Genomic DNA, 21042 nt, shown 5'->3' on the forward strand with positions numbered 1-21042 from the left:
AGAGTATTTCCAGCAAAAGTGCGTAGCGGTTTTGCGTCCGGATAATGCGTATGAGGAATGTCGGCGAAGGACCGGTTTACGTGAACATGTAATGTTTGCGGGAAAGCAGAATTGAAAAAGGCGGTTTAAAGCCGCCTTTTTTTATTGGAGCATAACGGATTGAGTTTCCGGCTCGTCAGTGTCTGGATGCACTGACATTGGAACCGAAAACTCGAGCCTTACAGGCAGGTGATCGGAACCAGCTTCTTCACGCGAAGCGGCGACAGGTTTCTCAATCTCGTGGCTCACCAAAACCTGGTCGATCGGCAGGCCGATAAAAGGCGCGAGCTTTACGGACAGACTTTGCGGCATCCATGTGCCGCCAATGCCAGTGACAGCCTTCGTCCCCGAAGCTTTTTCGATACGATGGACTGCATTGCTCCATGGCGTGGCGTTGAAATCACCGGCAATGATCGAAGGGCCGCTAATCTTCTGCAGTTCCGGCACCAGCGCATCGATAATAGTCGCCTGGCCAAAAGGCCATGGCAGGATCGAGTGGTAAGCTGCAACATTGACCCTTGTGCCACTGAAGTCGATGGAAGTTATGGCAAGGCGATCATCACCAAGGCAGGTCTGTTCGCTACCTTCACTGAATGGTCGGCGGGAAAGAATACCGACACCCATGTTGCTTCCATCCTTGCGACATTCAAAATGATAGGGATATGTGCCCTTCAGAATGTCGATCCACATGGTCCAGTCTGAACCAGCTTCCTGATAGGCAATGACATCTGGCTTTTCCCGCGCAACCATTTGTAAGACGCGTTTTGGCTCAGGATTATTGTAGCGCAGATTGATCTGCACCAGACTGTAGCGTGCGCCAATTGTGGGCACATTGGCTTGTGCCGAGGATGATCCATCCAGCAGGTTGCGTGTCGCTCCCAATGTCGTGCTGAAAGCAAGGATCGCAAACAACAGGATCATCGCACCTTCGCGCCGCATCGTTGAGAACAGAAGCGGGAGCGCGAGCAGCCCCATCAGAATTGCGAGATATGGGCGGAAATGCGCGAATGAATCAAGCGCCGGGTGTGCTGATCCGAGAAAACCAAGCACGAGTGGAACTGACACCAGAACAGCGATGATCAGCAAGAAAAATGAAAGGTTTTCGCGGCGTTTTGACATCATGCTCGATTAGCGATTGATTACGGCGCGATGATGGAGAGAGGGCAGTATGTATTCGCGAAAAACATACTGCCCTAATCATCTATTGCCCTACGGACTTATTTTTACTGGAAGGCAGTCTCGTAGAAGCTTCTGAGTTTGCGTGAATGCAGCCTCTCATCCGGCATTGCTGCGATTTTTTCCATCGCACGAATACCGATCTGCAAATGCTGGGCGACTTGACGCTTATAGAACTCAGTCGCCATGCCCGGCAGCTTCAGCTCACCATGAAGCGGTTTGTCGGAAACGCAGAGAAGCGTGCCATAGGGAACGCGGAAGCGAAAACCATTGGCCGCAATCGTGGCCGATTCCATATCGAGTGCAACTGCACGCGCCTGTGAAAGACGTTGGACCGGGCCGCGCTGGTCGCGAAGCTCCCAGTTACGATTGTCGATTGTCGCGACCGTGCCGGTGCGCATGATGCGCTTGAGATCATAACCTTCAAGACCGGTGATTTCCTCGACGGCTTCTTCAAGTGCCACCTGAATTTCTGCAAGGGCTGGCAGAGGCACCCATGCCGGAAGGTCGTCATCGAGGACGTGATCTTCACGCATATAGGCATGCGCCAGCACATAATCGCCGAGCTGCTGGCTGTTACGCAGACCTGCACAATGGCCCAGCATCAGCCACGCATGCGGCCGCAGCACTGCAATGTGGTCGGTAATGGTTTTGGCATTGGACGGGCCAACGCCAATATTGACCATGGTGATGCCCGAATGATCACCGCGTTGCAGATGATAGGCGGGCATCTGCGGCAATCGTTGTAATGGAACTCCGCTGCTCGGCGCAGATTCACCTGCACGCGTTATCGCATTTCCCGGCTCGACGAAGCTGTCATATCCGCCGCCGCCTTCCGCCATGAGCCTGCGGGCATAATCACAGAATTCATCCATGTAAAACTGATAGTTCGTGAACAGCACGAAATTCTGGAAATGCTTGGGGCTTGTTGCCGTGTAGTGCGCAAGGCGGTGCAGCGAATAATCGACGCGCTGTGCCGTAAATGGCGCAAGAGGCATCGGCTCGCCGGGAATTGGATCGAAGTCAGCATTAACGATCTTGTCGTCGGTTGCGGCAAGATCCGGCACATCGAAAAGATCGCGCAGCGGATGCGTGAAGGCGTTGGCAACCGATGCCTCGACATAGGTGCCTTCAATGAAAGCAAAATGAATAGGAATTGGCGTGGCCGATTCCCGAACAGTGACTGTCACGCCATGATTGCGCATCAGAAGGCGAATCTGTTCGTTGAGATAATGCTCGAACAGATCAGGCCGGGTGATCGTTGCCGAATAGTCGCCGGGCATGGTCACATGACCGAAAGCGAGACGTGTATCCACATGAGCAAAGCTGGAGGTGGACAGGCAAATTTCGGGATAAAACGCGCGGTAGCGTTGCGGGCGAACTTCGCCGCGTGCAAGCTGCTCAAAAGCTTTGCGCAGGAATTCTGTATTGCGATCATAAAGCTTGCGCAGCGCGACAACTGCCGCGCTGGCATCGGTGAAAACCGCCGGTTCCACGAAAGGAGGCGTTTTTATCTCTGTGAGAAAAGGTTGTTCGATTCGCTGTGTCATGGCTTAGTATAGCAAACTCCATGACAGTCGCATGTCCCTGTTTACGCACTTCTTTGCAGGCTCACATAAAGCACAAGACCCACTCCGCTCATATGTGCTTTCTGACCAATTTGCGTATAAGCGAATGTTGCAGCAGGCCCGGTGAATACAGCCGTGAACAGCAGAACGCGAAGTGCAATGCCTGCGGAGATACGGAAGCGAGACATCATAATTGTTGGTCTCCGCTCACATGCTTGAGATGCATCGCTGTAATGGGGCCAACGACTGGCTGATCACGATAAACGTCATATTTGCGATCAACGAAAAGGCCAGCAATGATCGCAAAGCCGGCAATCATTAAACAGACAATTGTAACGCGCCACAGCAGCATAATTCCCCCAGCTTCAAAATCGTTTGCTTTACGGGCTTGAGTTTAAGGATGCGACCTGAACTGCTCCTGAGAGCTGCATTCATCCGGCGTTCAAAAATATTGATGTTTCACTAACTTGATCGCTTCGCACTTGTGCCGGGCCGCACGGCGCTTATGTTAACCCGCATTGGAAATACGGACAAAGCCAAGAAAGCGGGAGACAGATACCCATGGCTGAGCAGACAAAACCCATTGAGCTTTACTATTGGCCGACCCCGAACGGCTTCAAAATCAGCATTATGCTGGAGGAGCTAGGTGTTCCCTACGAAGTCAAATATGTGAATATCGGCAAAGGCGATCAGTTCCAGCCGGACTTTCTCAAAATAGCGCCGAATAATCGTATGCCAGCCATCGTCGATCCCGAAGGCCCGGGCGGCGAGCCGATCTCGGTATTTGAATCGGGTGCGATCCTGCAATATCTCGGCCGCAAGTTCGGCAAGTTCTATCCGACCGATGAACGCAAGCGCGTGGCCGTCGATGAATGGCTGATGTGGCAGATGGGTGGACTTGGACCCATGTCGGGACAGGCTGGCCACTTCCGTGTTTATGCGCCGGAAAAGGTGCAATATGGCATCGACCGCTATACAAACGAGGTCAATCGCCTCTACGGCGTGCTCAATCGGCAGCTTGAAGGCAAAGACTATATCGCAGGCGAATATTCTATCGCTGACATGGCAAGCATTGGCTGGATCAATGCTTACAAGAATTACGATCAGAAGCTGGAAGACTTTCCGAACCTCAAGCGCTGGCATGAAACGATGAACGCACGTCCTGCTGTGCAGCGTGGTCTCGTGGTTGGCAAGGAAGAGCGAGAAAAATCTAATCTGGCCAATGACAAGGAAGCGCAGAAAATCCTGTTCGGCCAGAAGGCCCGCTAATTTAAAAAGGCGGCTGAGAAGCCGCCTTTTTTGTTTGCTTATTGGCGCGTGAGACTTTCGCTCTTGCAGATCAGTCCGCCCATAACGCAGCCAGAGAGCGATAGCGTATTGCCCTTGACGCTGGCCTTGCCGGTATAGGTCTTGCCTTCATCGAGCTTGTTGACTTCGCCCTTGTAGGTGCCGTCTTTGCCGGACATCGAGCCGATTGACTTGCCCTTATATTCACCTGTCTGCACCGTGCCGCAATATTTGCCGCCGCCACATGCTGCATAGCTGATGATCGTACCGTTCGGGCGCTTCCATGTGCCGACAATGGCTTCTTCAGCGAACGCCGGTGCGGACAGGCCTGCAGTCAATGCAACAGCTGCTGTCATTCCCATAATAAAATTGCGGATCATGCATTCCTCCCAAAATGCCACAAGGCTCACAGCCTTGCAGAATACTTACGCAAACGTAAACGTAATCCAGTTTTTGCCTGAGCGGAAGAGGGATAATTTGCGTGTTCGAATTCGCTGACGGCAACATTCTGAACGAAGCCAATCTGCACTATGGTTATCATCTGGTTTCCAGGCGAGGATGCAGAAAAGATAGCCATTTCGGAAAAACGCTGTAATTCGGACGGCTTGGATGTTTAACGAATTCCCAAATTTACTCCTTGTTGGGATTTCGTTGTTCGCTTGTTAAGCATCTGGTTTAACGTGCATTTTAGTCCTGTCGCTTATCTTAAAGACCATGAACGGAACGACAGATCCGACAGTTCCGGGACGGTGAAAGCCAGTCTTGGAAACAAAGAGCGGACGGTTCTCGGGATTTAACAGGGACAAAGAAAAATGACACAGTTTCAGAGCGTTACGCAGCACGACAAAGCAGGTTCCCAGGATCGCATTCTGCTTGAGATGGGTTTGAAATACGCTATTGGTCGTGACTGTGAAATCGATGTCGTCGAAGCACATAAGTGGCTCAATATCGCTGCCATTCGCGGCAATCAGAAAGCCGAGCGCATGCGCAATCAGGTCGCTGCGACCATGAGCAAAACTGAACTCGCTGCAGCTCTTCGTGGTGCGCGTGAGTGGATGACAGCGCACTAAAATTGCTCGACGCACTGACAAAAAAGCCGCCTCATCAGGCGGCTTTTTGTTAGCTTATGCCAAGATAACGCCCCGGCTTGTGGTTGATCGCAATGATGACGTTCATCGCTATCGCCCCTACCAGCGAGAGCAGCATATTTTCCAGAGGAATGAAAAACAGCGATCCAAACATGATGAGGACATCGAGTCCAAGCTGAAACCAGCCAGCGCGAATCCCGTAGGCGTCCTGTAAATAAAGGGCGAGAATGTTGACGCCGCCAACACCGGAGCGGTGACGAAATAGCGCTAATACCCCCATTCCCATCAAGGTGCCGCCCATGAGTGCTGCAAAGAGTGGGTTAATTGAACTGAAATCAACACACAGAGGTATGACTTTTGCGAAGAACGACATGAGCGCGACTGCGATGAATGTCCTGATCGTAAACGGCCAGCCCATACGCTTTGCTGCGAAATAATAGAATGGCAGATTGATCAGAAAATAGAGCAGGCCAAATCCGATGCCGGTAGCATACTGGATCAAAAGGGCGATGCCTGCGGTGCTGCCTGTCATCAGCGTTGCTTGACTGTAAAGCGTAATGCCCAAGGCAATGAATGAGGTGCCTATCAGCATGGCGATCGCGTCCTCATAAAGACGATGACGATCGAAACCCATTGCGCTGGTCACATCGGCAAGCGGGGAGGCGCTATCTGCGATATCAGCCACGTTTAACTCCAGAGCTGCGAAAACCGGAAATCCGGACAAGATTACCCAAACGGCCCGAACTAACGTTCCGCTATCCGAGTGCATGTAAATTCGCGCTGTACTGATGGGCTATCGCGCCACGCGCCAGCGTCAAGTCTTGAGAGACATTGCAAATATAGCATTCAGAGAACTTGCCCGCACCGCTAGCAATATTGTTATTTTAGGTGGGGCTTTGTTGATTTAATGTAATTTCTAAGCATCAATTTTTTAGGAATATTTCGTGCTCTGCTTTAGAGAGAAAACGTTTCACATCGGCCGGATTGCGCAAATGGTGTTTTTGCAGGTGAGGAGGAGCCTTTTCTAAGAAGGAAAGCGCCTGAATACGGCCATTTTTTCGATAATTGGCGACAAACTTGAGAAATTCCCAGTCAAAACGTTCTTTGCATCCTTCAGCCATGTCCGGGCGCGATTGGCCGTAATGGCGAACCGTTCTTCGGATGATTCGCCAGAGGCGCCGCGGCGTCGATATATCGAGGAATATGAGCATGTCGGCGCGTGATGCGCGGTGCGCCATCGTTTCGCTATGATTGCCCTCGAATATCCATTTATCGCGATCAGCAACCTTGTTCGTAAGACGGCTGATCTCGGCACGCGGACGCATGACCCAGTTGGCTTTCCAGTAAATAGTGTCGATGTGAATTACAGGTAAGCCACTGATTTTCCCAAGCCTGCGTGCAAGGGTAGACTTTCCCGAGCCAGCACCGCCAATGATCATGATTTTTTGTGTCACTTGGATGCCCCGGATTTTAACTCTATTCCAATAAAGACAGGACAAGAGTTTAGAACTACTATATATTTACTTTGTGTCATTCAAATTTACGTAACTTCTAAAGAATGACAGTTAGAAATTTTGTATTGTAGGCGGTGGTAATATTAAGCAACTGATTGACAGTCAACTTGCCTGGCATCAAGTTACACGGCGGATGTGAAACTTTAAAAGGTATAGAGACCGGCAAAGCAGACTTGGTGTTTTAAATTATCGCGACAAGCGATCCGCGAATGAGCCAAACGCATTTCCTACCAAACTGCGAAGCGGTTTTGCCTAAGGATAATGCGTAGAGACAGAACGGTTGTGACGTTTCAGTCTTTGTGGAGCCGTTCTGGAGCGCATCCCGAAAAGTGTGAAACGGTTTTCGGATAAGATGCGCGTAAAAACAAACGTTTGGGGCGCGGATCTGGTTCAACCAGATCGAAACGCGCTCCAGAACAACGAATTCAATAGTCCGTATCCGACAGGGAGCGACGAGATGTCTATTCGTACCATCACAGCCTTGGCTGGCACCGCAATCATTATGGGCGCATCTGCCTTTGTTTTTTCATCGCCGGCAAGTGCGCTGACAATGAAAGAATGTAGTGCGAAGTATCAGGCTGCCAAAGATGCTGGCACGCTGGGCGATGCTAAGTGGAATGATTTCCGTAAGACACAATGCGGTGACGATGCCGCAGCCGCTCCGGCTGCACCAGCCGCGCCAGCAAAGAAAGCTGCAGCACCAGCTAAAAATGCAGCGGCACCCGCAGCGGATGATGGGGCCAAGAGCCTCACCATGAAGCAGTGCAGCGCCAAGTATCAGGCGGCTAAAGATGCCGGTACCGATGGTGGCACCAAGTGGAATGATTTCCGTAAATCGGAATGCGGCCCGGGCGCTGATCCCGTTGCGTTGACCACTGATGGCAATTCAGAACCTGCAGCGCCAACCGCAGCCGCGCCACGCGGTGTGAAGTTCCCGACCGCAGTTTCGTCGAAGTTCTCGAACGAATCTCCAGGTAAGGCGCGGATGCACACTTGCCTTGAGCAGTATCATGCAGCCAAGGATGCAAATGCACTGGGCGGCCTGAAGTGGGTTCAGAAGGGTGGCGGTTATTACAGCCTCTGCAACGCACGCCTAAAGGGTAACTCGTAATTTCAGCGAGGTTTCCGCAGGATCAATTGACGGAAACCGCGTTCTGCTCAAAGAATTTAAATCTGGGACGGCTTATAAGTCGGCTTGAACTTACACCGTTTTAGAGAGAAGGGGCCTTGCAGATATGCAGGGCCCCTTTTTCTTTTTAGAGCATAGCCAGCAAAAGTGTGCAGCGGTTTTGCGTGAGGTAAATGCGTTAAAACAAATGCTTAGAGCGTTTCGTCTGCTTCAAACAAAGTAGAAAGCCCTCTAAGGGAATTATGCCGTGGTATTCCTACGAAGTGAGGCGGTTTCAGGTTCTCTTGAACCAGCTGCTGACACCAACCGTGAGCCAGCCCAAAATCATCAAACTTCCGCCTGTAGGGGCTGCCATTGGGAAAAGCCGGTTGCCGGTCACATCTCGCAAGAACAGATCGCCGCAGAACAGCATCAGTCCAGCCACTAATAGCGCACCACCAATATTCGCAACGCGGCTGTTGGGAACGATGAGTGACAACACCAGAAGGGCGGGGGCGTGGCCGAGAAGAAGCGGCGCTATCGCACCTAAATGATTCTCGCCACCATGGGCGGCGCCGGCGTACGCAGCAATTGCGAGAGCACCGCAAAGGCCGGCAAGTGTACCAAACAGAACATTGCGAGGTTGGATATTGTTTTGATCGGACATTGGTTTCTCCGCAGTTAGGCGATGTTCAAGGCTTTTCGGGCATCTGCGAGTGCTTCGGGAAGTGCTGCTTCAAACATATCCATCTGCTCATCGACGCCAACGCTCACGCGAATGCAGCGATCCAGCACCGGGTCGCCCGGTTTACGGACAAAAATATCGCGCTCGATCAGACTATTGAGAATGGCAGTCGCGAAAGCTCCATCATACCCACAATCAATGGTGACGAAGTTCGTCGCTGAAGGAATAGGTTTCAACCCATGGCGCGCCGCAACTGCTGCGATTCGATCTCGTCCGGCATGGATTTTACTGACCACATCACGCAAATAATTCTGATCTTTCAATGCCGCGATTGCTGCAGCTTGCGCAATACGGTTGACGGCAAAATGATCGCGAACCTTGTCAAAAGACTTGATCGCGTCGGCGCAGCCCAGAACATAACCAACCCGAATTCCAGCAAGTCCATAGGCCTTTGAGAAAGTGCGCATGCGCAGAATATTCGGGCGATCCAGTTCAAAGGCCGGAAAGGCAGAAGCGGGGCCAGTCTCGCAATAGGCTTCGTCAAGAATCAACATTGTTGTTTCTGGAATGCGCTCGATAAACGCCTGAATATCCGACCGTTCATGCCATGTACCCATGGGATTATCTGGGTTGGCGATGTAAAGCAGCGCCGGATTTTCCTGACGCGCCTTTTTGATCAACGCGTCCAGATCGGGTTTGTCCTGATTATATGGGACAGTCAGCAGTGTTCCGCCGAAACCAGCGACGTGATAGTTGAAGGTCGGATAACCGCCAAGCGAGTTGATGACCTTGTCGCCCTGCTGAACAAATTGCCTCACCACAAGACCCAGCAATGCGTCGACACCAGCACCTGGCATGACATTCTCAGCTTTTACATTGTGATGAGCCGCAATTGCATGACGCAGCGCATAGTTTTCCGGATCACCATACTTCCAGACTTCGGAAGCCTCCTGTCGCATGGCTTCTATGACGGATGGAGCAGGGCCGAAGCTACTTTCATTGGCGCCGATACGAGCCGAAAAAGGTTTGCCACGCTGAAGTTCGAGCGTTTCGGGGCCGACAAAAGGGACGGTGGAGGGGAGGCTTTCAACAAGCGGCGTAAGACGAGGCGATGCCATAGTATTTCCGGTCAATTTGGTCTGATGGTACGGAGTAGCAAAATGGTGACGGCGAGGCGATCTCGCCTAATGGGTCAATGCCCCCGGCACCCGATAAAAGATCAGACAGGCATAGCAACTTGTGGCAAGCCTTGCCACATCGCTTATTCGAAAAACGTGATTGTGCGCATCGTGGGATTAACCAGTATCAAATGCGAAAGCTGGTCACCGATGTCAGCCTCAAAGATAAGATCATTTCTGGACTAAGTTGAATCATCAGAACTGCTCGAGTTCCTCGTTCTGCCCACGGTATTCCATCCTGCTCAGGAGTTGGAGCCTCCTGCAAGTTCAGGGCGATTCACCGTTCCTGTGTCGATGATACATGAACAAAAAGCGGATATAGCTTTGCTATTTGATTTCGCGCATGTCTCGCGAAACCAACTCTTTGGAAAACGTGCCCTAACGAATCTCCAGAACCTTGACGCAGGAATCGAGATCATGTGTGGCAAGGTGTGCGTAACGCATTGTCATCTGCAAGGTCTGGTGACCGAGCCACATCTGCACACGCCGTATATCTATGCCGCCACGCACGAGACGCGATGCACATGTATGGCGCAGAATATGCGGAACGACCTGATCATCTGTACCGAGACCGACTTCGATTTTCGCGTCATTCCATATCTGCCGGAATCTCACCTGATTGAGCATGGAGAAGGGGCCTTTCAGCCGCTCATGCGCAATTTCGGTAGATTTTCGTGCGCGTTTAGTCAGTGGAACGGTTCGACTGCGGTTCGATTTGGTCAGCCAGAACGTAACACGATGCTCCTGGATATCATTCCAGGTGAGTCCGATTGCTTCACCAAGACGGCAGCCACTGTCGACGAGAAAAACGGATAGCCGATAGCTATCTTCGCAACGCGATCTAACCGCGGCAAATAGGCGTTTTTCTTCCTCATATTCGAGGAAACGGATGCGCCCCGCACGCTCTTTCTGTCGGACAAACTCCGGCAGGCTGTAAACGTCCCCCATTTTGTGCGCCTTTCGCAGCAGCTTGCTCAGCGCAGCCATCTTTCTGTTGATGGTTGCATTGCTGTTGCCGCGTTCACGAAGCGAACCAATGACGGAGTCGAGCATTTCCTGATCGAAACCTGAAAAGCGGATACCTTTCAAAATTTCGTCGATCTCACCAAGGAACGATTTCACATTATACTTGTGTGAGCCATCATCCCAAAGGATGTTGATATACTTGCCCGCTAATTCGGCCAAAGAAAACTGCTCTACGAGCCGATGCTTCAGGCTTTTAACGGATGTATATTCAAGGTTGTAGTCGATAACCGGCGAATATCCTTCGCCTCCATCGATCCTCGTGCCCCCAACGACGATCATAGCAAGTCCCCCATTTTTTTATGGGATGCATGCATAAAGAAATAATTCATCGAGTACAAGATAAGTGAGCTAACTTTATGTGGAGACATGTTTCGATCCTTTTTAGAACCCGCTGCCCCCCATTTGTTCGTCCCCGCAACTCCCTCAATTCAAGTTCTGCCGAGATCCCCATCTCGAAAGAACCAATGTTCACGCTTTCGTGAACGCTTCCCCAAATGACTGACGCCAACGGTTTCCCGTTGGCGTCCGATGCTTAAGCGTAGTTCTGATTAGAACGAACGCTGGAAGCGGATGATGCCGCCGAACGCATCTTTGTTTTCGATAACGCCAGCCTGACGGAGTGGGTGATCGCTGTCCCAACGGGTGTAGTTGATTTCTGGCGTGATGGTGAAACCAGGAACCAGCTGATACGCAACGTTTGCTGCGATTGCGGTCTTGCCCCAATCTTCGTAAGCGCCCTGAAGGTTGAAGGTTGCCTTGTCTGTAGCCTTGAACTTTGCGCCGCCCCAGACAGCCCAATCGCCGCCCCAGTTGCCGTACATGCCGATGTCGTCTTCATAAGAAGAGTAGCCGCCCTGTACCCAGACGGAGAACTGTTCGGTGACGTTTACGTCCAAACGAACCTTACCGGCCCATTCTTCGAGCAGCGAGTCGTATGCTACTGCGCCAGCGATCGAACCCCAGCCCTGAGCGAACTTCAGGCCGCCAACTACGTGTGGCATGTAGTCGTCAATTACGTTCGATTCAGAGAAATCGCCGTCATTGTCGAAGTCACCATGATCGGTGTAGCTGCCGCCACCCTGTTCAAGCGATACGATTGCCGAGAAGCCATTGCCGCCAGTGAAGGTGTAGCTGATCAGGTTGGTGCGGTAGACGCCAGCAGCAACCACGTCATCATTGATGATGTCGCCGAGGTAACCGGTGAAGGTATGGAATGCCGATTCATCGAGACCGAGGCGCAGGCCACCGAGCTGAATGTATGCGAAGTTCAGTGTGTGATCGCCCTGATCGCCGTTCGTGAAGTTGAAGCGGTTTTCAGTGTAGGTCTTGAGGGTGCCGAGTTCGGTTTCCGAAGCGGTCGACGTGCGGAGCGTGAAGCGTGTGTTCTTGCTCCAGGTCTTCGCGTCGTGACTGTCGTACGGATCGCGGCCAGCGGCTGCGTCGTAACGAACATAACCATGGATGCGCAGGCAGGTTTCGGTGCCTGGGATGTAGAAGTAGCCAGCGCCGTAAGCATCGCAAACGCGGACATATTCAACGGCTTCTGGCTCTGGCGCGACGATTGCGTCTGCGGCCTGAGCGCCGGAAGCTGCAACGAGAGCTGCAGCGGAGCCGAGAAGAAGGCTCTTGATGTTCATTTCTGACCTCCAGTCAAGAATCGACTGCGATCGAAAAAACATAGTAAATACAATTACTTGTCTGTAATCACGGTTTGAAATCAGAAAATGACAAGAATCGTCCGGGTCGCAAAACAAGGCTTTAGGGCGCTGTTGGGCGGGCGAAATATATCTACTCTAGAGAAGAAACACTGCTTGGAGGGGCAAAGGTCATCGTTTCGATGATGGCGGAGAGGATGGGATTCGAACCCACGAGACCCTTATGAGGTCTACTCCCTTAGCAGGGGAGCGCCTTCGACCACTCGGCCACCTCTCCGGTAAAGGCGAGATAGCCGGTACGCTTCATCATTTCAAGCGATTTGCGCAGCTTACGGTAAAATTCCCAGCATAATTTCATCTTTTATATATAGGCATGTGTGAATAAGCCGGAATTGCGGGCCTTTGCCCTCAAATGAAACAAGGCCGAATGCTCCCTGGCCAAACAGAGATTCGGATAATTTTGCACAGCATCCAGCTTATCGCTCTTAATAAGTCAGCCGACCGCCACATTTGGACCGGCGTCAGACGGATTCGGACGTCGATCTGTGCGAAAGAGTCAAAAAATACGTGTTTTCAATCGTTAAGACCCGTTAACCGGCGTTTACGAACATTAATAATGTCTAAAATCCTCACCCCAAAGGGGGCGATTTCGTGTCATTTCTGCAACAACCGTCCCTCATAGAGGCTCCACAACGGTTGAGAGCGATATTCGATGTTGAAACGAAAAAGTTGGCGAGTATCTTCACATCCAGAAGAAGGAGCGCTTCGGGGCGACTTTTTCATCAGGGGATGGGGACAGGTTGTCCTTCAGCCAAATCAGAATGCCCAGACCCATTTTTAACTTTGACTGGAGGTCAGAAATGAACATCAAGAGCCTTCTCCTCGGCTCCGCTGCAGCTCTGGTTGCAGCTTCCGGCGCTCAGGCTGCCGACGCAATCGTCGCACCAGAGCCAGAAGCAGTTGAATATGTCCGCGTTTGCGATGCATACGGCGCTGGCTACTTCTACATCCCAGGCACCGAAACCTGCCTGCGCGTATCGGGCTATGTTCGTTACGACGTTGCTGGTGGCGATGACGTTTACGCTCGTGGCGGCAGCATCAGCCGTGCAGCTGACGGTAACTCGATCACCCTCGGTGGCAAGGATCGTGATACCTACGCTCAGAAGGCACGTTTCACGCTTCGTTTCTCGACTGCTTCGGAAACCGAACTCGGCACCCTCAAGACCTATGCTGAAACCCGTTACGACTGGAACGACGGCACCAACGGTTCTTCGGGCGACCTGCGTTACGCATACATCCAGCTCGGCGGCCTGCGCCTCGGTCTTGATGAGTCGAACTTCGTAACCTTCACTGGTTACCTTGGCGACGTCATCAACGATGACGTGATCCTTGCTGGCGGTTACCGCACCAACGCAATCAGCTACACTTTCACTGGCGGCAACGGCTTCTCGGCTGTAATCGCTCTTGAACAGGGTAACGACAAAGACGTTGACTACAACGGCGTTATCGATGACTACACACCACATGTTGTTGGTGGTCTGAAGTATGCTCAGGGCTGGGGTTCGATCGCAGCTGTTGGTGCATACGACGCAGTTAACGAAGAATGGGCCGGTAAGGTTCGTTTGGACGTAAACGTAACTGACCAGTTCTCCGTTTGGGTACAGGGCGGCTACAAGTCGAACGACGACACCTACTACGGTTACACCGATGCAGACGGTCGCTTCCGTGGCATCCGTGCAATCGACAGCTTCTACGGCACCTGGGGTGGCGATTGGGCTGTTTGGGGTGGCGCGAAGTTCAAGGCAACCGACAAGGCTACCTTCAACCTTCAGCTCGCTTACGAAGACGCAAAGACCTTCGCAGCTACTGCAAACGTAGCTTACGAACTGGTTCCAGGCTTCACCATTACTCCAGAAGTTTCCTACACCAAGTGGGACGACAAGCTCTCCGTCCTCGACGGCCAGGACGCTTGGCAGGGTATGGTTCGCTTCCAGCGTTCGTTCTAATCCTTACGGATTGGTTACAGGAAACCCGGCAGCATCGCTGCCGGGTTTTTTGTTGTTTGTGATTCTTAAATTCAGCATAAACCTTGCATTTTGAGGCGTGGCGGTTTCTCTGGTGACGTCAATAAAGACGGGCCGGTGTAGTTGGAGAAGCGTGCATATGTTGAAGTGGTTCTGGCCGGGCGTGACGTGGACTGCGGCGCTGACATCATTGGCGCTGTGGTTTGGTGCGGACCGGGTTGAAACCGACATAGCTGAACGAGCAGGGCAGGCGCTCGCGCCTTATGCCTGGACCGGTTTCGACGTCGATGGCCGTGATGTGACCTTAAAAGGTATGGCTCCAGATCCTGAATCGCAGAAGGCCGCAATTAAGGCTGTGCAGCAGGTCAGCGGCGTTGGCGATCTTTCCGATCTGACGACTGTTCTTCAGGAAGCAAGCCCATATGTTTTCAAACTGACCAAAGGCGGGCAGGGTATCACCCTTTCGGGGTTCATTCCCGACAATGCGATGCGCGATTCGATCATGAGTGCAGCTGAGACCGCCGGACAAGGCGGATTGGTTGACGACGAGATGGCGCTTGCACGTGGTGCACAGCCGGAATTTGAGAGACGCGTTTATTTTGCGATTGATCTCGCCGGGAAATTTTCTGAAGCGGAGATTGAAGTCTCGGAAGCGACAGTCTCAGTTAAAGGCGCAGCACTCGACGGTGCGACTTACAATGAGTTGTCTTCTGTTCTCAATGCGCCTCTACCCCATGGGCTGCGATTATTGAGTTCTGATATTACAAAGCCCTGATATCATTTGGCCGCTAACTGGCCTCATCCCCTGTTTCTTCTCTTTACCCAATTGACACCGGGCGCTTCGCTGCCTTTCCTGTATATATTGACAGGTGCTTCGGATTGAACGGCAGGCGGATTCCATATGCTTTATCTTGCGGAGATGTTTTGGCCAGTTCTTCTGCTTTCGGCGGTGATTGGTCTGGCTGTGGGTTGGCTGACCACTGCGAAGTGAATATGTCTGGATAGTTTTCTGGCGGTCCTTAGGCAGGCCTGCCAATATGTGCGGGGTTTTTTGATTTGCCGCTGTGGCCATCGTGGCTGCGTGCAAGTGCGTAGAGTATGAGGGAACCTACATGCCGATGTTGATCATTCAACTGGCGATTCTTATTGCCGTTGCTTTTGTAATTGGCTGCGTTTTGGGACGCCTCATCAGAGGCAAAAAAGCTGCCGACACGGATAAGGAAAACACGATTATCGCGGCGGCGCTCTCAAAGCCTGCGATAGTGGAAAAGCCTGAGCCGGTGACGCCGACCAAAGCGGTCGCGGTAGAAGAACCTTTGAAAGATAAGGTCAGTGAAGTGGCGGAAAAAGTCGAAGAGCCTTTGCCACAGGCAGAAATAGAAGAGCTCGAATCCGATCCAGAATCTGTAGAAGAGATTTCAGTCGAAGAGTCGTCCGCGGAAGCTCAGGATCCTGATCGTCCAGAATTGCTTGATGCACCTTTACGGGGGAAGCCGGACGATCTGACTGCAATCAGCGGTATTGGCGAGGCAGTAGAAGGAATGCTGCAAAAGCTCGGCATATTCCATTATGCGCAGATTGCGCAATGGAACATGGACGAATCTGCATGGATTGAACGCCATATCGGATTTGCTGGACGTGTTACCCGCGAAAACTGGACCGCTCAGGCCAGTAAATTGGCAGAGGCCACGCAGCGCGCGGCGTCCAAGAAGAGCCCAAAACCAAAGAAGGCTGCTCCGAAGTCCAAGGCTTCAACTCGAACCAAGAAAACGTAGGCTTAAAGCGTGCCGAGTGAATAGCGTAAAACGCGACACGCTTTAACGTCGGCCATAGATCAGGTCGGTGCGTATATCCGCACTGCCGGTGAGGCGCGCCTTATAAACCTCATAATTCTCCATCACGCGCTGAACATAGTTCCGGGTTTCGGAAAAAGGAATGCGCTCAATCCAGTCGACAACCTCTTCGATTGGCTTGCCACGCGGGTCGCCGTATTTTTCCACCCAATCGGATGCACGACGCGGACCAGCATTATATCCGGCAAAGGTCAGCACGTAAGATCCGTTGAATCGGTCGAGCTGTTCGCCAAGAAAATGCGCGCCAAGCGTCGCATTATAGGCTGCATCGGTTGTGAGTTTCGGAGCAGAAAACGCCATTCCATTGCGTGTTGCGACACTCTTTGCGGTGGCTGGCATTAATTGTAACAGCCCGCGCGCACCAGCTTTTGACACTGCACCAACGTTGAACTCGCTTTCCTGACGAGCGATCGCATAGGCAAGCGCTTTGCCGGAGCCGCTGATATTCGCATGAGCCGGAATGGCGCCAATCGGGTGCGATAGCGCTCCGACGTCCAGTCCACGGAATGCTGCCGTCTTGCCAACGCGGAGAGCGAGATAATGATTCTCGTTCTTCTCCGCCATCACGGCGAGAAGCGCCAGTTCTCCAACGCTACCGAGCTCTTGTGACAGCTGGCTGTACAGAGCAGTCGCGCGGTTGCCATAGCCGATCTGTTCAAGGCGCTTGATGGCTTGGACTGCGGGACGGCCAGAGAAACGCACACGTTCTGCATCGGATGGTCTTGGATAGGCGAGCTCGGGCGCTTTTTCACTGAGCTTAGCTGCGGACAGCTGCCCATAGAATGTTGTGCCGAAATGCGCGGAGCGGCGATAATAGCCGTTAGCATCGCCGCCAGCACCAGCTTCTGCGGCACGGCCGAGCCAATAATAAGCGCGCGAAGCGGAAATCGGACGAGATGAAATCTCGGCGATCTTTGCAAAATGCGGTACAGCAAGCTTTGGTTGTTTCAATGAGCGCAAAGCATACCAACCGGCATGGAATTCCGCTTCTGCGGCCATCGTCGGTGATTCTGCGGCATGTGCTGCGACTAGTCTATAGGCGAGTTGTGGCTTGTTAATATCGAGGAGCTCGCGCGACAGGATGCGACGTTCCACCCACCATGCGTCCGGATCCACTAGCGACGCGGCGTCTTTCGGAGCTTTCAGCATCAAGTCTGTCGCTTCGCTCATGCGGTCTGCACGGCGCAGAAAGCGAATCTGTAAGAACATGTAAGCAGGGTTCGAGTGCCACGAGCGGTCCACATCGGCGATGGCTTTGGCCGTGTTTGGCGACTTCTGTGCCAATGCTGCATAAGCATTATAAAGCGACTGGGCCTGTGCTGGGCCAGCCAGAAGTTTAGCCGATTGCATGCGGTCATTGTAAAGCGAGCGCAGAAGGCGACGTTGATGATCGTCACGTGTAAGAACGCTTGCGAATTCTTTCAGAACTTTCGCTTCATCATCTGCCGAAAGGCGCTCTGTCGCCCACCAGGGCGCGAGAAGCTGATGCGCTTTTGTGTTGTTTCCAGTGGCCACATATGCGCGGGCGAGGGCGATCATGCCCTCTGTTGTTTGCGGGCGTGTTGTGCCGAATGTGGCAATAACGGTTGCTGGCGGGGCATTTTCCCTGAAAAGCGCCCGTTCCGAATTGCGGCGCAGCGCCGCCATGCCGGGCCAGCCCGGCAGTTCAGAGGCAGCCATTGCAATTTCAGCGCTCGGCACGCCATCCATTCCGGATGTCGCTATCGACCAGGTCAATATCTGGCGGTCAAGTGAGCCTTTCGTCATTCCGTTGCGATAGGCAATTGCGCCGATGATATCGCGGGAATAGAGCGCATCAAGTCCGCTCTTTAATGTGCCGCTGATTGCGGCAGGGTTCTCGACACGACTGAAGGAAGACGTGATAACCGGGTCGGGGGTGACCGGACGTGCTTTGGGCGTAACCAGATTGATTGGCGATTCATGTGTGGCAGTAGGCGCGAACGGACGCGCCAGCGGTGTAGGAACATCCGATGGCAAAGATGACTGGGCATAGGCAGCCCCCGTCTGTCCCGCAAGAAGCGAAGCAGCAATAATCAATCCACTCGAAAAGAGCGCTCTTTGCTTTATTGGCATATCTATATTTTTCTTACACATGATCTAACGAGAATAGAGTGCCTGATTGCGGGTAAAATATTGTTCAAATCGGGCTTTTCTAAGCCTGAAAGATAGGGTGATTGTCCTGCATAAGACTATGATGCCGATGCATGAAGCATTGGTTAATAAATGGTTATGTTTTTCTTTTCGAACATTTGTCTAAAGGCTCCATACGCGCCGGACAACTGTTGCACGCTCGGTCTGAGCAGATCGGACTAAAAAAGCGAAGGAATTTTTGCAAAACTGTCATCCGGAAGCTGATTTGGGCTAGCCCCCCGCTTGCCGGATTTGCACTGCGAGACTATGGTGCATCGCCTCGCAGCTATTCTGGCACAGTCAAAAGCCAGCGTGGTATTGCCAGGTACCGTCTCTATTTCTCAGGAGTTCACTGATGCTGAAAGGCTCGATTACTGCACTTGTCACGCCATTCGATAGTGAAGGAGCGTTCGACGAGAAAGCCTTTCGTGCTTTTGTGAACTGGCAGATCGAAGAGGGCACCAAAGGGCTCGTACCGGTTGGCACAACAGGCGAAACACCGACCTTGTCTCATGATGAGCACAAGCGTGTTATCGAGGTCTGCATCGAAGTAGCCGCAGGTCGCGTGCCGGTGATTGCGGGTGCTGGTTCCAACAATACGGTTGAGGCGATCGAACTTGCACAGCACGCCGAAAAGGCCGGTGCTGATGCGGTTCTTGTCGTCACGCCTTATTATAATAAGCCGAACCAGCGCGGCCTCTATGAGCATTTCTCGCGCGTTGCACGTTCGATCTCGATCCCGCTGATTATCTATAACATTCCGGGCCGTTCCGTCATCGATATGACCCCGGAAACCATGGGTTCACTTGTACGCGATCATAAGAACATTGTTGGTGTGAAGGACGCGACAGGCAAGATCGAACGCGTTTCCGAGCAACGTTTGACTTGCGGTAAGGATTTTATCCAGCTCTCCGGCGAAGACGCAACCGCTCTGGGTTTCAATGCACATGGCGGTGTTGGTTGTATTTCGGTGACGTCCAATATCGCCCCGCGTCTCTGCGCAGAATTCCAGGATGCCTGTCAGGCCGGTGACTATGCTAAGGCGTTGGAGCTTCAGGATCGTCTGATGCCATTGCATAAGGCACTCTTCATTGAGCCAAATCCTTCCGGACCGAAATATGCTCTGTCCCGCCTTGGTCGCGTTGAAAATGTTCTGCGTTCGCCAATGGTTACGGTTGAAGCTGCGACGGCTGAGAAGATTGATCAGGCTATGAAACACGCTGGCCTTGTCAACTAAGGCTGCTAATTTTGTCCGGTCGAGTGATTTTTACGCTCTCGCGCATGCGAGAGCGTTTTCATTTCCGGCAATGAGCATTATATGGTGCCATTATGAATAAGCCGAAAAACTCTCCCGCCCGCAAAATGGTCGCCGAAAACCGTAAAGCGCGCTACAATTTCGAGATTACCGATACACTCGAAGCTGGTCTGGTTCTGACCGGCACAGAGGTTAAATCCTTGCGTGCCAATCAGGCCAATATTGCTGAAAGCTATGCGAGCTTTGAGAACGGTGAGTTTTGGCTGATCAATTCCTATATTCCGGAATACACGCAGGGCAATCGTTTTAATCATGAGCCGCGCCGTCTGCGTAAGCTGCTGATCAGCCGTCGCGAAATGTCACGGATTTTCAACTCGGTTTCACGCGAAGGCATGACCGTGGTTCCGTTGAAGCTATACTTCAACGATCGTGGTCGGGCGAAGCTGGAAATCGGCGTGGCGCGCGGTAAGAAGAATCACGACAAACGCGAGACTGAGAAGCAGCGCGACTGGAATCGCGAGAAGTCGCGCCTGCTGCGCGATCGCGGCTAGAGCGCCGGGCGCTTTATTGGGCGCGCAAAGGTCGCTCTAAGACAGACATATATTGCCACAACAAAAAAAGAGCGCCTGAAGGCGCTCTTTTTTAGATGGTGCGAACTGGCTCATGAGGTTGGAAATTATAACTCTACATGAACCAGGCAATTGCCGATATCAATAGTCGTCATCCAGATCGTCTTCCTGACGACGCTGCTGTTGCTGCGGACGCTCGGAAGGGTCGCGGCCGATTTCGGCCTTGAGCGAGACCAGATCGATGAAATGATCGGCCTGACGGCGCAATTCATCAGAAATCATTGCAGGCTGTGTCGTCAGAGTGGAAACGACAGAGACCTTACGACCCTTACGCTGCAGTGCTTCGGCAAGCGAACGGAAATCGCCATCGCCCGAGAAAATCACAAAATGGTCGACAGTGTCAGTAAGCTGCATGGCATCGACGGTAAGTTCAATATCCATATTGCCCTTCACCTTGCGGCGACCGGTCGAGTCGGTAAATTCCTTGGCTGCCTTGGTGACAACCTTGTAGCCGTTGTAATCGAGCCAATCGATAAGCGGACGGATCGACGAGTATTCCTGATCCTCAACCAGAGCCGTGTAATAATAGGCGCGCAGCAAATAACCGCGTTTCTGGAAGGCCTTCAAAAGTTTCCGGTAATCAATATCGAAACCGAGTGTCTTTGAAGCTGCGTATAAATTCGCGCCGTCAATAAATAGCGCAATTTTTTCACGAGAATCGAACATCGTGCAATATATCCACTCTGCGGCCGGTAAGTGAGTGGGCCTGCGACCGCGTATTCAGATTTGTTTCTTAAACGGCGGGGGTATTCATTTTTACCAATGACGTTTATTGCGTTCTACGGAGATATTATAGAAAAACAAGC

20 protein-coding genes and 1 tRNA gene are annotated in these 21042 nt (G+C 52.3%); 8 read left to right on the top strand and 13 right to left on the bottom strand.

Going from position 1 to position 21042, the window contains the following annotated elements; translation table 11 throughout:
• Positions 1 to 141 precede the first annotated feature (141 nt).
• From ACSME1_RS10320 to ACSME1_RS10330, 3 genes are all read right to left on the bottom strand, one after another.
• The gene (locus tag ACSME1_RS10320) at positions 142 to 1161 is read right to left on the bottom strand and encodes an endonuclease/exonuclease/phosphatase family protein (protein WP_435654919.1); all 1020 of its coding nucleotides are present in this window, start codon (positions 1159 to 1161) and stop codon (positions 142 to 144) included.
• A 101-nt stretch (positions 1162 to 1262) separates the two neighbouring features.
• On the bottom strand, positions 1263 to 2765 hold the full coding sequence (locus ACSME1_RS10325) for an AMP nucleosidase (protein WP_024897306.1): 1503 nt from the start codon (positions 2763 to 2765) through the stop codon (positions 1263 to 1265).
• Between the two features lie 41 nt (positions 2766 to 2806).
• Positions 2807 to 2974, bottom strand: coding sequence for a hypothetical protein (locus tag ACSME1_RS10330; protein WP_157803352.1), 168 nt, complete (start codon positions 2972 to 2974; stop codon positions 2807 to 2809).
• A 370-nt stretch (positions 2975 to 3344) separates the two neighbouring features.
• Here ACSME1_RS10330 and ACSME1_RS10335 point away from each other — a divergent pair, with 370 nt between their 5' ends.
• Positions 3345 to 4052 carry a glutathione binding-like protein gene (locus tag ACSME1_RS10335; RefSeq protein ID WP_024897307.1) on the top strand — a complete coding sequence of 236 codons (708 nt, stop codon included), beginning with the start codon at positions 3345 to 3347 and terminating at the stop codon, positions 4050 to 4052.
• 38 nt (positions 4053 to 4090) lie between these two features.
• On the opposite strand, the gene ACSME1_RS10340 is transcribed toward ACSME1_RS10335, so the two are convergent.
• The gene (locus ACSME1_RS10340) at positions 4091 to 4450 is read right to left on the bottom strand and encodes a DUF2147 domain-containing protein (RefSeq protein WP_024897308.1); all 360 of its coding nucleotides are present in this window, start codon (positions 4448 to 4450) and stop codon (positions 4091 to 4093) included.
• Between the two features lie 432 nt (positions 4451 to 4882).
• On the opposite strand from ACSME1_RS10340, the gene ACSME1_RS10345 reads away from it, so the two are divergent.
• Positions 4883 to 5140 carry a sel1 repeat family protein gene (locus ACSME1_RS10345; protein ID WP_024897309.1) on the top strand — a complete coding sequence of 86 codons (258 nt, stop codon included), beginning with the start codon at positions 4883 to 4885 and terminating at the stop codon, positions 5138 to 5140.
• 49 nt (positions 5141 to 5189) lie between these two features.
• On the opposite strand, the gene ACSME1_RS10350 is transcribed toward ACSME1_RS10345, so the two are convergent.
• Positions 5190 to 5843: a YitT family protein gene (locus ACSME1_RS10350; RefSeq protein ID WP_084486785.1), complete on the bottom strand. Its 654-nt coding sequence runs from the start codon at positions 5841 to 5843 to the stop codon at positions 5190 to 5192.
• A 238-nt stretch (positions 5844 to 6081) separates the two neighbouring features.
• On the bottom strand, positions 6082 to 6612 hold the full coding sequence (locus tag ACSME1_RS10355; protein ID WP_100559413.1) for a DNA topology modulation protein FlaR: 531 nt from the start codon (positions 6610 to 6612) through the stop codon (positions 6082 to 6084).
• A gap of 517 nt (positions 6613 to 7129) precedes the next feature.
• Here ACSME1_RS10355 and ACSME1_RS10360 point away from each other — a divergent pair.
• Positions 7130 to 7783: an antifreeze protein gene (locus ACSME1_RS10360; protein WP_105534770.1), complete on the top strand. Its 654-nt coding sequence runs from the start codon at positions 7130 to 7132 to the stop codon at positions 7781 to 7783.
• A 292-nt stretch (positions 7784 to 8075) separates the two neighbouring features.
• Here the strand turns inward: ACSME1_RS10360 and ACSME1_RS10365 are convergent, their stop codons facing one another.
• The 5 genes from ACSME1_RS10365 to ACSME1_RS10385 form a co-directional block, all read right to left on the bottom strand.
• The gene (locus ACSME1_RS10365) at positions 8076 to 8447 is read right to left on the bottom strand and encodes a DUF423 domain-containing protein (RefSeq protein WP_105705281.1); all 372 of its coding nucleotides are present in this window, start codon (positions 8445 to 8447) and stop codon (positions 8076 to 8078) included.
• Positions 8448 to 8461: 14 nt separating this feature from the next.
• Positions 8462 to 9583 carry a pyridoxal phosphate-dependent aminotransferase gene (locus tag ACSME1_RS10370; protein WP_105705279.1) on the bottom strand — a complete coding sequence of 374 codons (1122 nt, stop codon included), beginning with the start codon at positions 9581 to 9583 and terminating at the stop codon, positions 8462 to 8464.
• Positions 9584 to 10021: 438 nt separating this feature from the next.
• Complete coding sequence (locus tag ACSME1_RS10375) at positions 10022 to 10948, bottom strand: tyrosine-type recombinase/integrase (RefSeq protein WP_024897315.1); 927 nt, start codon at positions 10946 to 10948, stop codon at positions 10022 to 10024.
• Positions 10949 to 11217: 269 nt separating this feature from the next.
• Positions 11218 to 12306 carry a porin gene (locus tag ACSME1_RS10380; protein WP_036567135.1) on the bottom strand — a complete coding sequence of 363 codons (1089 nt, stop codon included), beginning with the start codon at positions 12304 to 12306 and terminating at the stop codon, positions 11218 to 11220.
• Positions 12307 to 12510: 204 nt separating this feature from the next.
• Positions 12511 to 12601, bottom strand: a tRNA-Ser gene (locus ACSME1_RS10385).
• A 583-nt stretch (positions 12602 to 13184) separates the two neighbouring features.
• Between ACSME1_RS10385 and ACSME1_RS10390 the strand changes: the two genes are divergently transcribed.
• From ACSME1_RS10390 to ACSME1_RS10400, 3 genes are all read left to right on the top strand, one after another.
• On the top strand, positions 13185 to 14330 hold the full coding sequence (locus ACSME1_RS10390) for a porin (protein WP_024897317.1): 1146 nt from the start codon (positions 13185 to 13187) through the stop codon (positions 14328 to 14330).
• Positions 14331 to 14487: 157 nt separating this feature from the next.
• Positions 14488 to 15123 (top strand): BON domain-containing protein, encoded by a 636-nt coding sequence (locus ACSME1_RS10395; RefSeq protein WP_024897318.1) that lies wholly within the window; start codon positions 14488 to 14490, stop codon positions 15121 to 15123.
• A gap of 337 nt (positions 15124 to 15460) precedes the next feature.
• Positions 15461 to 16123, top strand: a complete 663-nt coding sequence (locus tag ACSME1_RS10400) for a hypothetical protein (protein WP_024897319.1) — start codon at positions 15461 to 15463, stop codon at positions 16121 to 16123.
• A 42-nt stretch (positions 16124 to 16165) separates the two neighbouring features.
• Here the strand turns inward: ACSME1_RS10400 and ACSME1_RS10405 are convergent, their stop codons facing one another.
• Positions 16166 to 18295, bottom strand: a complete 2130-nt coding sequence (locus tag ACSME1_RS10405) for a lytic transglycosylase domain-containing protein (protein WP_435654920.1) — start codon at positions 18293 to 18295, stop codon at positions 16166 to 16168.
• Between the two features lie 412 nt (positions 18296 to 18707).
• Here ACSME1_RS10405 and dapA point away from each other — a divergent pair, with 412 nt between their 5' ends.
• Positions 18708 to 19589 carry a 4-hydroxy-tetrahydrodipicolinate synthase gene (gene dapA, locus ACSME1_RS10410; RefSeq protein ID WP_024897321.1) on the top strand — a complete coding sequence of 294 codons (882 nt, stop codon included), beginning with the start codon at positions 18708 to 18710 and terminating at the stop codon, positions 19587 to 19589.
• A gap of 92 nt (positions 19590 to 19681) precedes the next feature.
• Positions 19682 to 20158 carry an SsrA-binding protein SmpB gene (smpB, locus tag ACSME1_RS10415; RefSeq protein ID WP_024897322.1) on the top strand — a complete coding sequence of 159 codons (477 nt, stop codon included), beginning with the start codon at positions 19682 to 19684 and terminating at the stop codon, positions 20156 to 20158.
• A gap of 159 nt (positions 20159 to 20317) precedes the next feature.
• On the opposite strand, the gene ACSME1_RS10420 is transcribed toward smpB, so the two are convergent.
• Positions 20318 to 20902: an NYN domain-containing protein gene (locus ACSME1_RS10420; RefSeq protein WP_024897323.1), complete on the bottom strand. Its 585-nt coding sequence runs from the start codon at positions 20900 to 20902 to the stop codon at positions 20318 to 20320.
• Positions 20903 to 21042: the final 140 nt, after the last annotated feature.

Source organism: Brucella pituitosa, assembly GCF_965577835.1.
GTDB classification, from domain to species: Bacteria; Pseudomonadota; Alphaproteobacteria; order Rhizobiales; family Rhizobiaceae; genus Brucella; species Brucella pituitosa.

Excerpts from the sequence above, each read along its gene's own strand:
- ACSME1_RS10320 (WP_435654919.1), bottom strand. The coding sequence starts at position 1,161 with ATGATGTCAAAACGCCGCGAAAACCTTTCATTTTTCTTGCTGATCATC.
- ACSME1_RS10325 (WP_024897306.1), bottom strand. The coding sequence starts at position 2,765 with ATGACACAGCGAATCGAACAACCTTTTCTCACAGAGATAAAAACGCCT.
- ACSME1_RS10330 (WP_157803352.1), bottom strand. The coding sequence starts at position 2,974 with ATGATGTCTCGCTTCCGTATCTCCGCAGGCATTGCACTTCGCGTTCTG.
- ACSME1_RS10335 (WP_024897307.1), top strand. The coding sequence starts at position 3,345 with ATGGCTGAGCAGACAAAACCCATTGAGCTTTACTATTGGCCGACCCCG.
- ACSME1_RS10340 (WP_024897308.1), bottom strand. The coding sequence starts at position 4,450 with ATGATCCGCAATTTTATTATGGGAATGACAGCAGCTGTTGCATTGACT.
- ACSME1_RS10345 (WP_024897309.1), top strand. The coding sequence starts at position 4,883 with ATGACACAGTTTCAGAGCGTTACGCAGCACGACAAAGCAGGTTCCCAG.
- ACSME1_RS10360 (WP_105534770.1), top strand. The coding sequence starts at position 7,130 with ATGTCTATTCGTACCATCACAGCCTTGGCTGGCACCGCAATCATTATG.
- ACSME1_RS10365 (WP_105705281.1), bottom strand. The coding sequence starts at position 8,447 with ATGTCCGATCAAAACAATATCCAACCTCGCAATGTTCTGTTTGGTACA.
- ACSME1_RS10370 (WP_105705279.1), bottom strand. The coding sequence starts at position 9,583 with ATGGCATCGCCTCGTCTTACGCCGCTTGTTGAAAGCCTCCCCTCCACC.
- ACSME1_RS10375 (WP_024897315.1), bottom strand. The coding sequence starts at position 10,948 with ATGATCGTCGTTGGGGGCACGAGGATCGATGGAGGCGAAGGATATTCG.
- ACSME1_RS10380 (WP_036567135.1), bottom strand. The coding sequence starts at position 12,306 with ATGAACATCAAGAGCCTTCTTCTCGGCTCCGCTGCAGCTCTCGTTGCA.
- ACSME1_RS10390 (WP_024897317.1), top strand. The coding sequence starts at position 13,185 with ATGAACATCAAGAGCCTTCTCCTCGGCTCCGCTGCAGCTCTGGTTGCA.
- ACSME1_RS10395 (WP_024897318.1), top strand. The coding sequence starts at position 14,488 with ATGTTGAAGTGGTTCTGGCCGGGCGTGACGTGGACTGCGGCGCTGACA.
- ACSME1_RS10400 (WP_024897319.1), top strand. The coding sequence starts at position 15,461 with ATGCCGATGTTGATCATTCAACTGGCGATTCTTATTGCCGTTGCTTTT.
- ACSME1_RS10405 (WP_435654920.1), bottom strand. The coding sequence starts at position 18,295 with ATGCCAATAAAGCAAAGAGCGCTCTTTTCGAGTGGATTGATTATTGCT.
- dapA (WP_024897321.1), top strand. The coding sequence starts at position 18,708 with ATGCTGAAAGGCTCGATTACTGCACTTGTCACGCCATTCGATAGTGAA.
- smpB (WP_024897322.1), top strand. The coding sequence starts at position 19,682 with ATGAATAAGCCGAAAAACTCTCCCGCCCGCAAAATGGTCGCCGAAAAC.
- ACSME1_RS10420 (WP_024897323.1), bottom strand. The coding sequence starts at position 20,902 with ATGTTCGATTCTCGTGAAAAAATTGCGCTATTTATTGACGGCGCGAAT.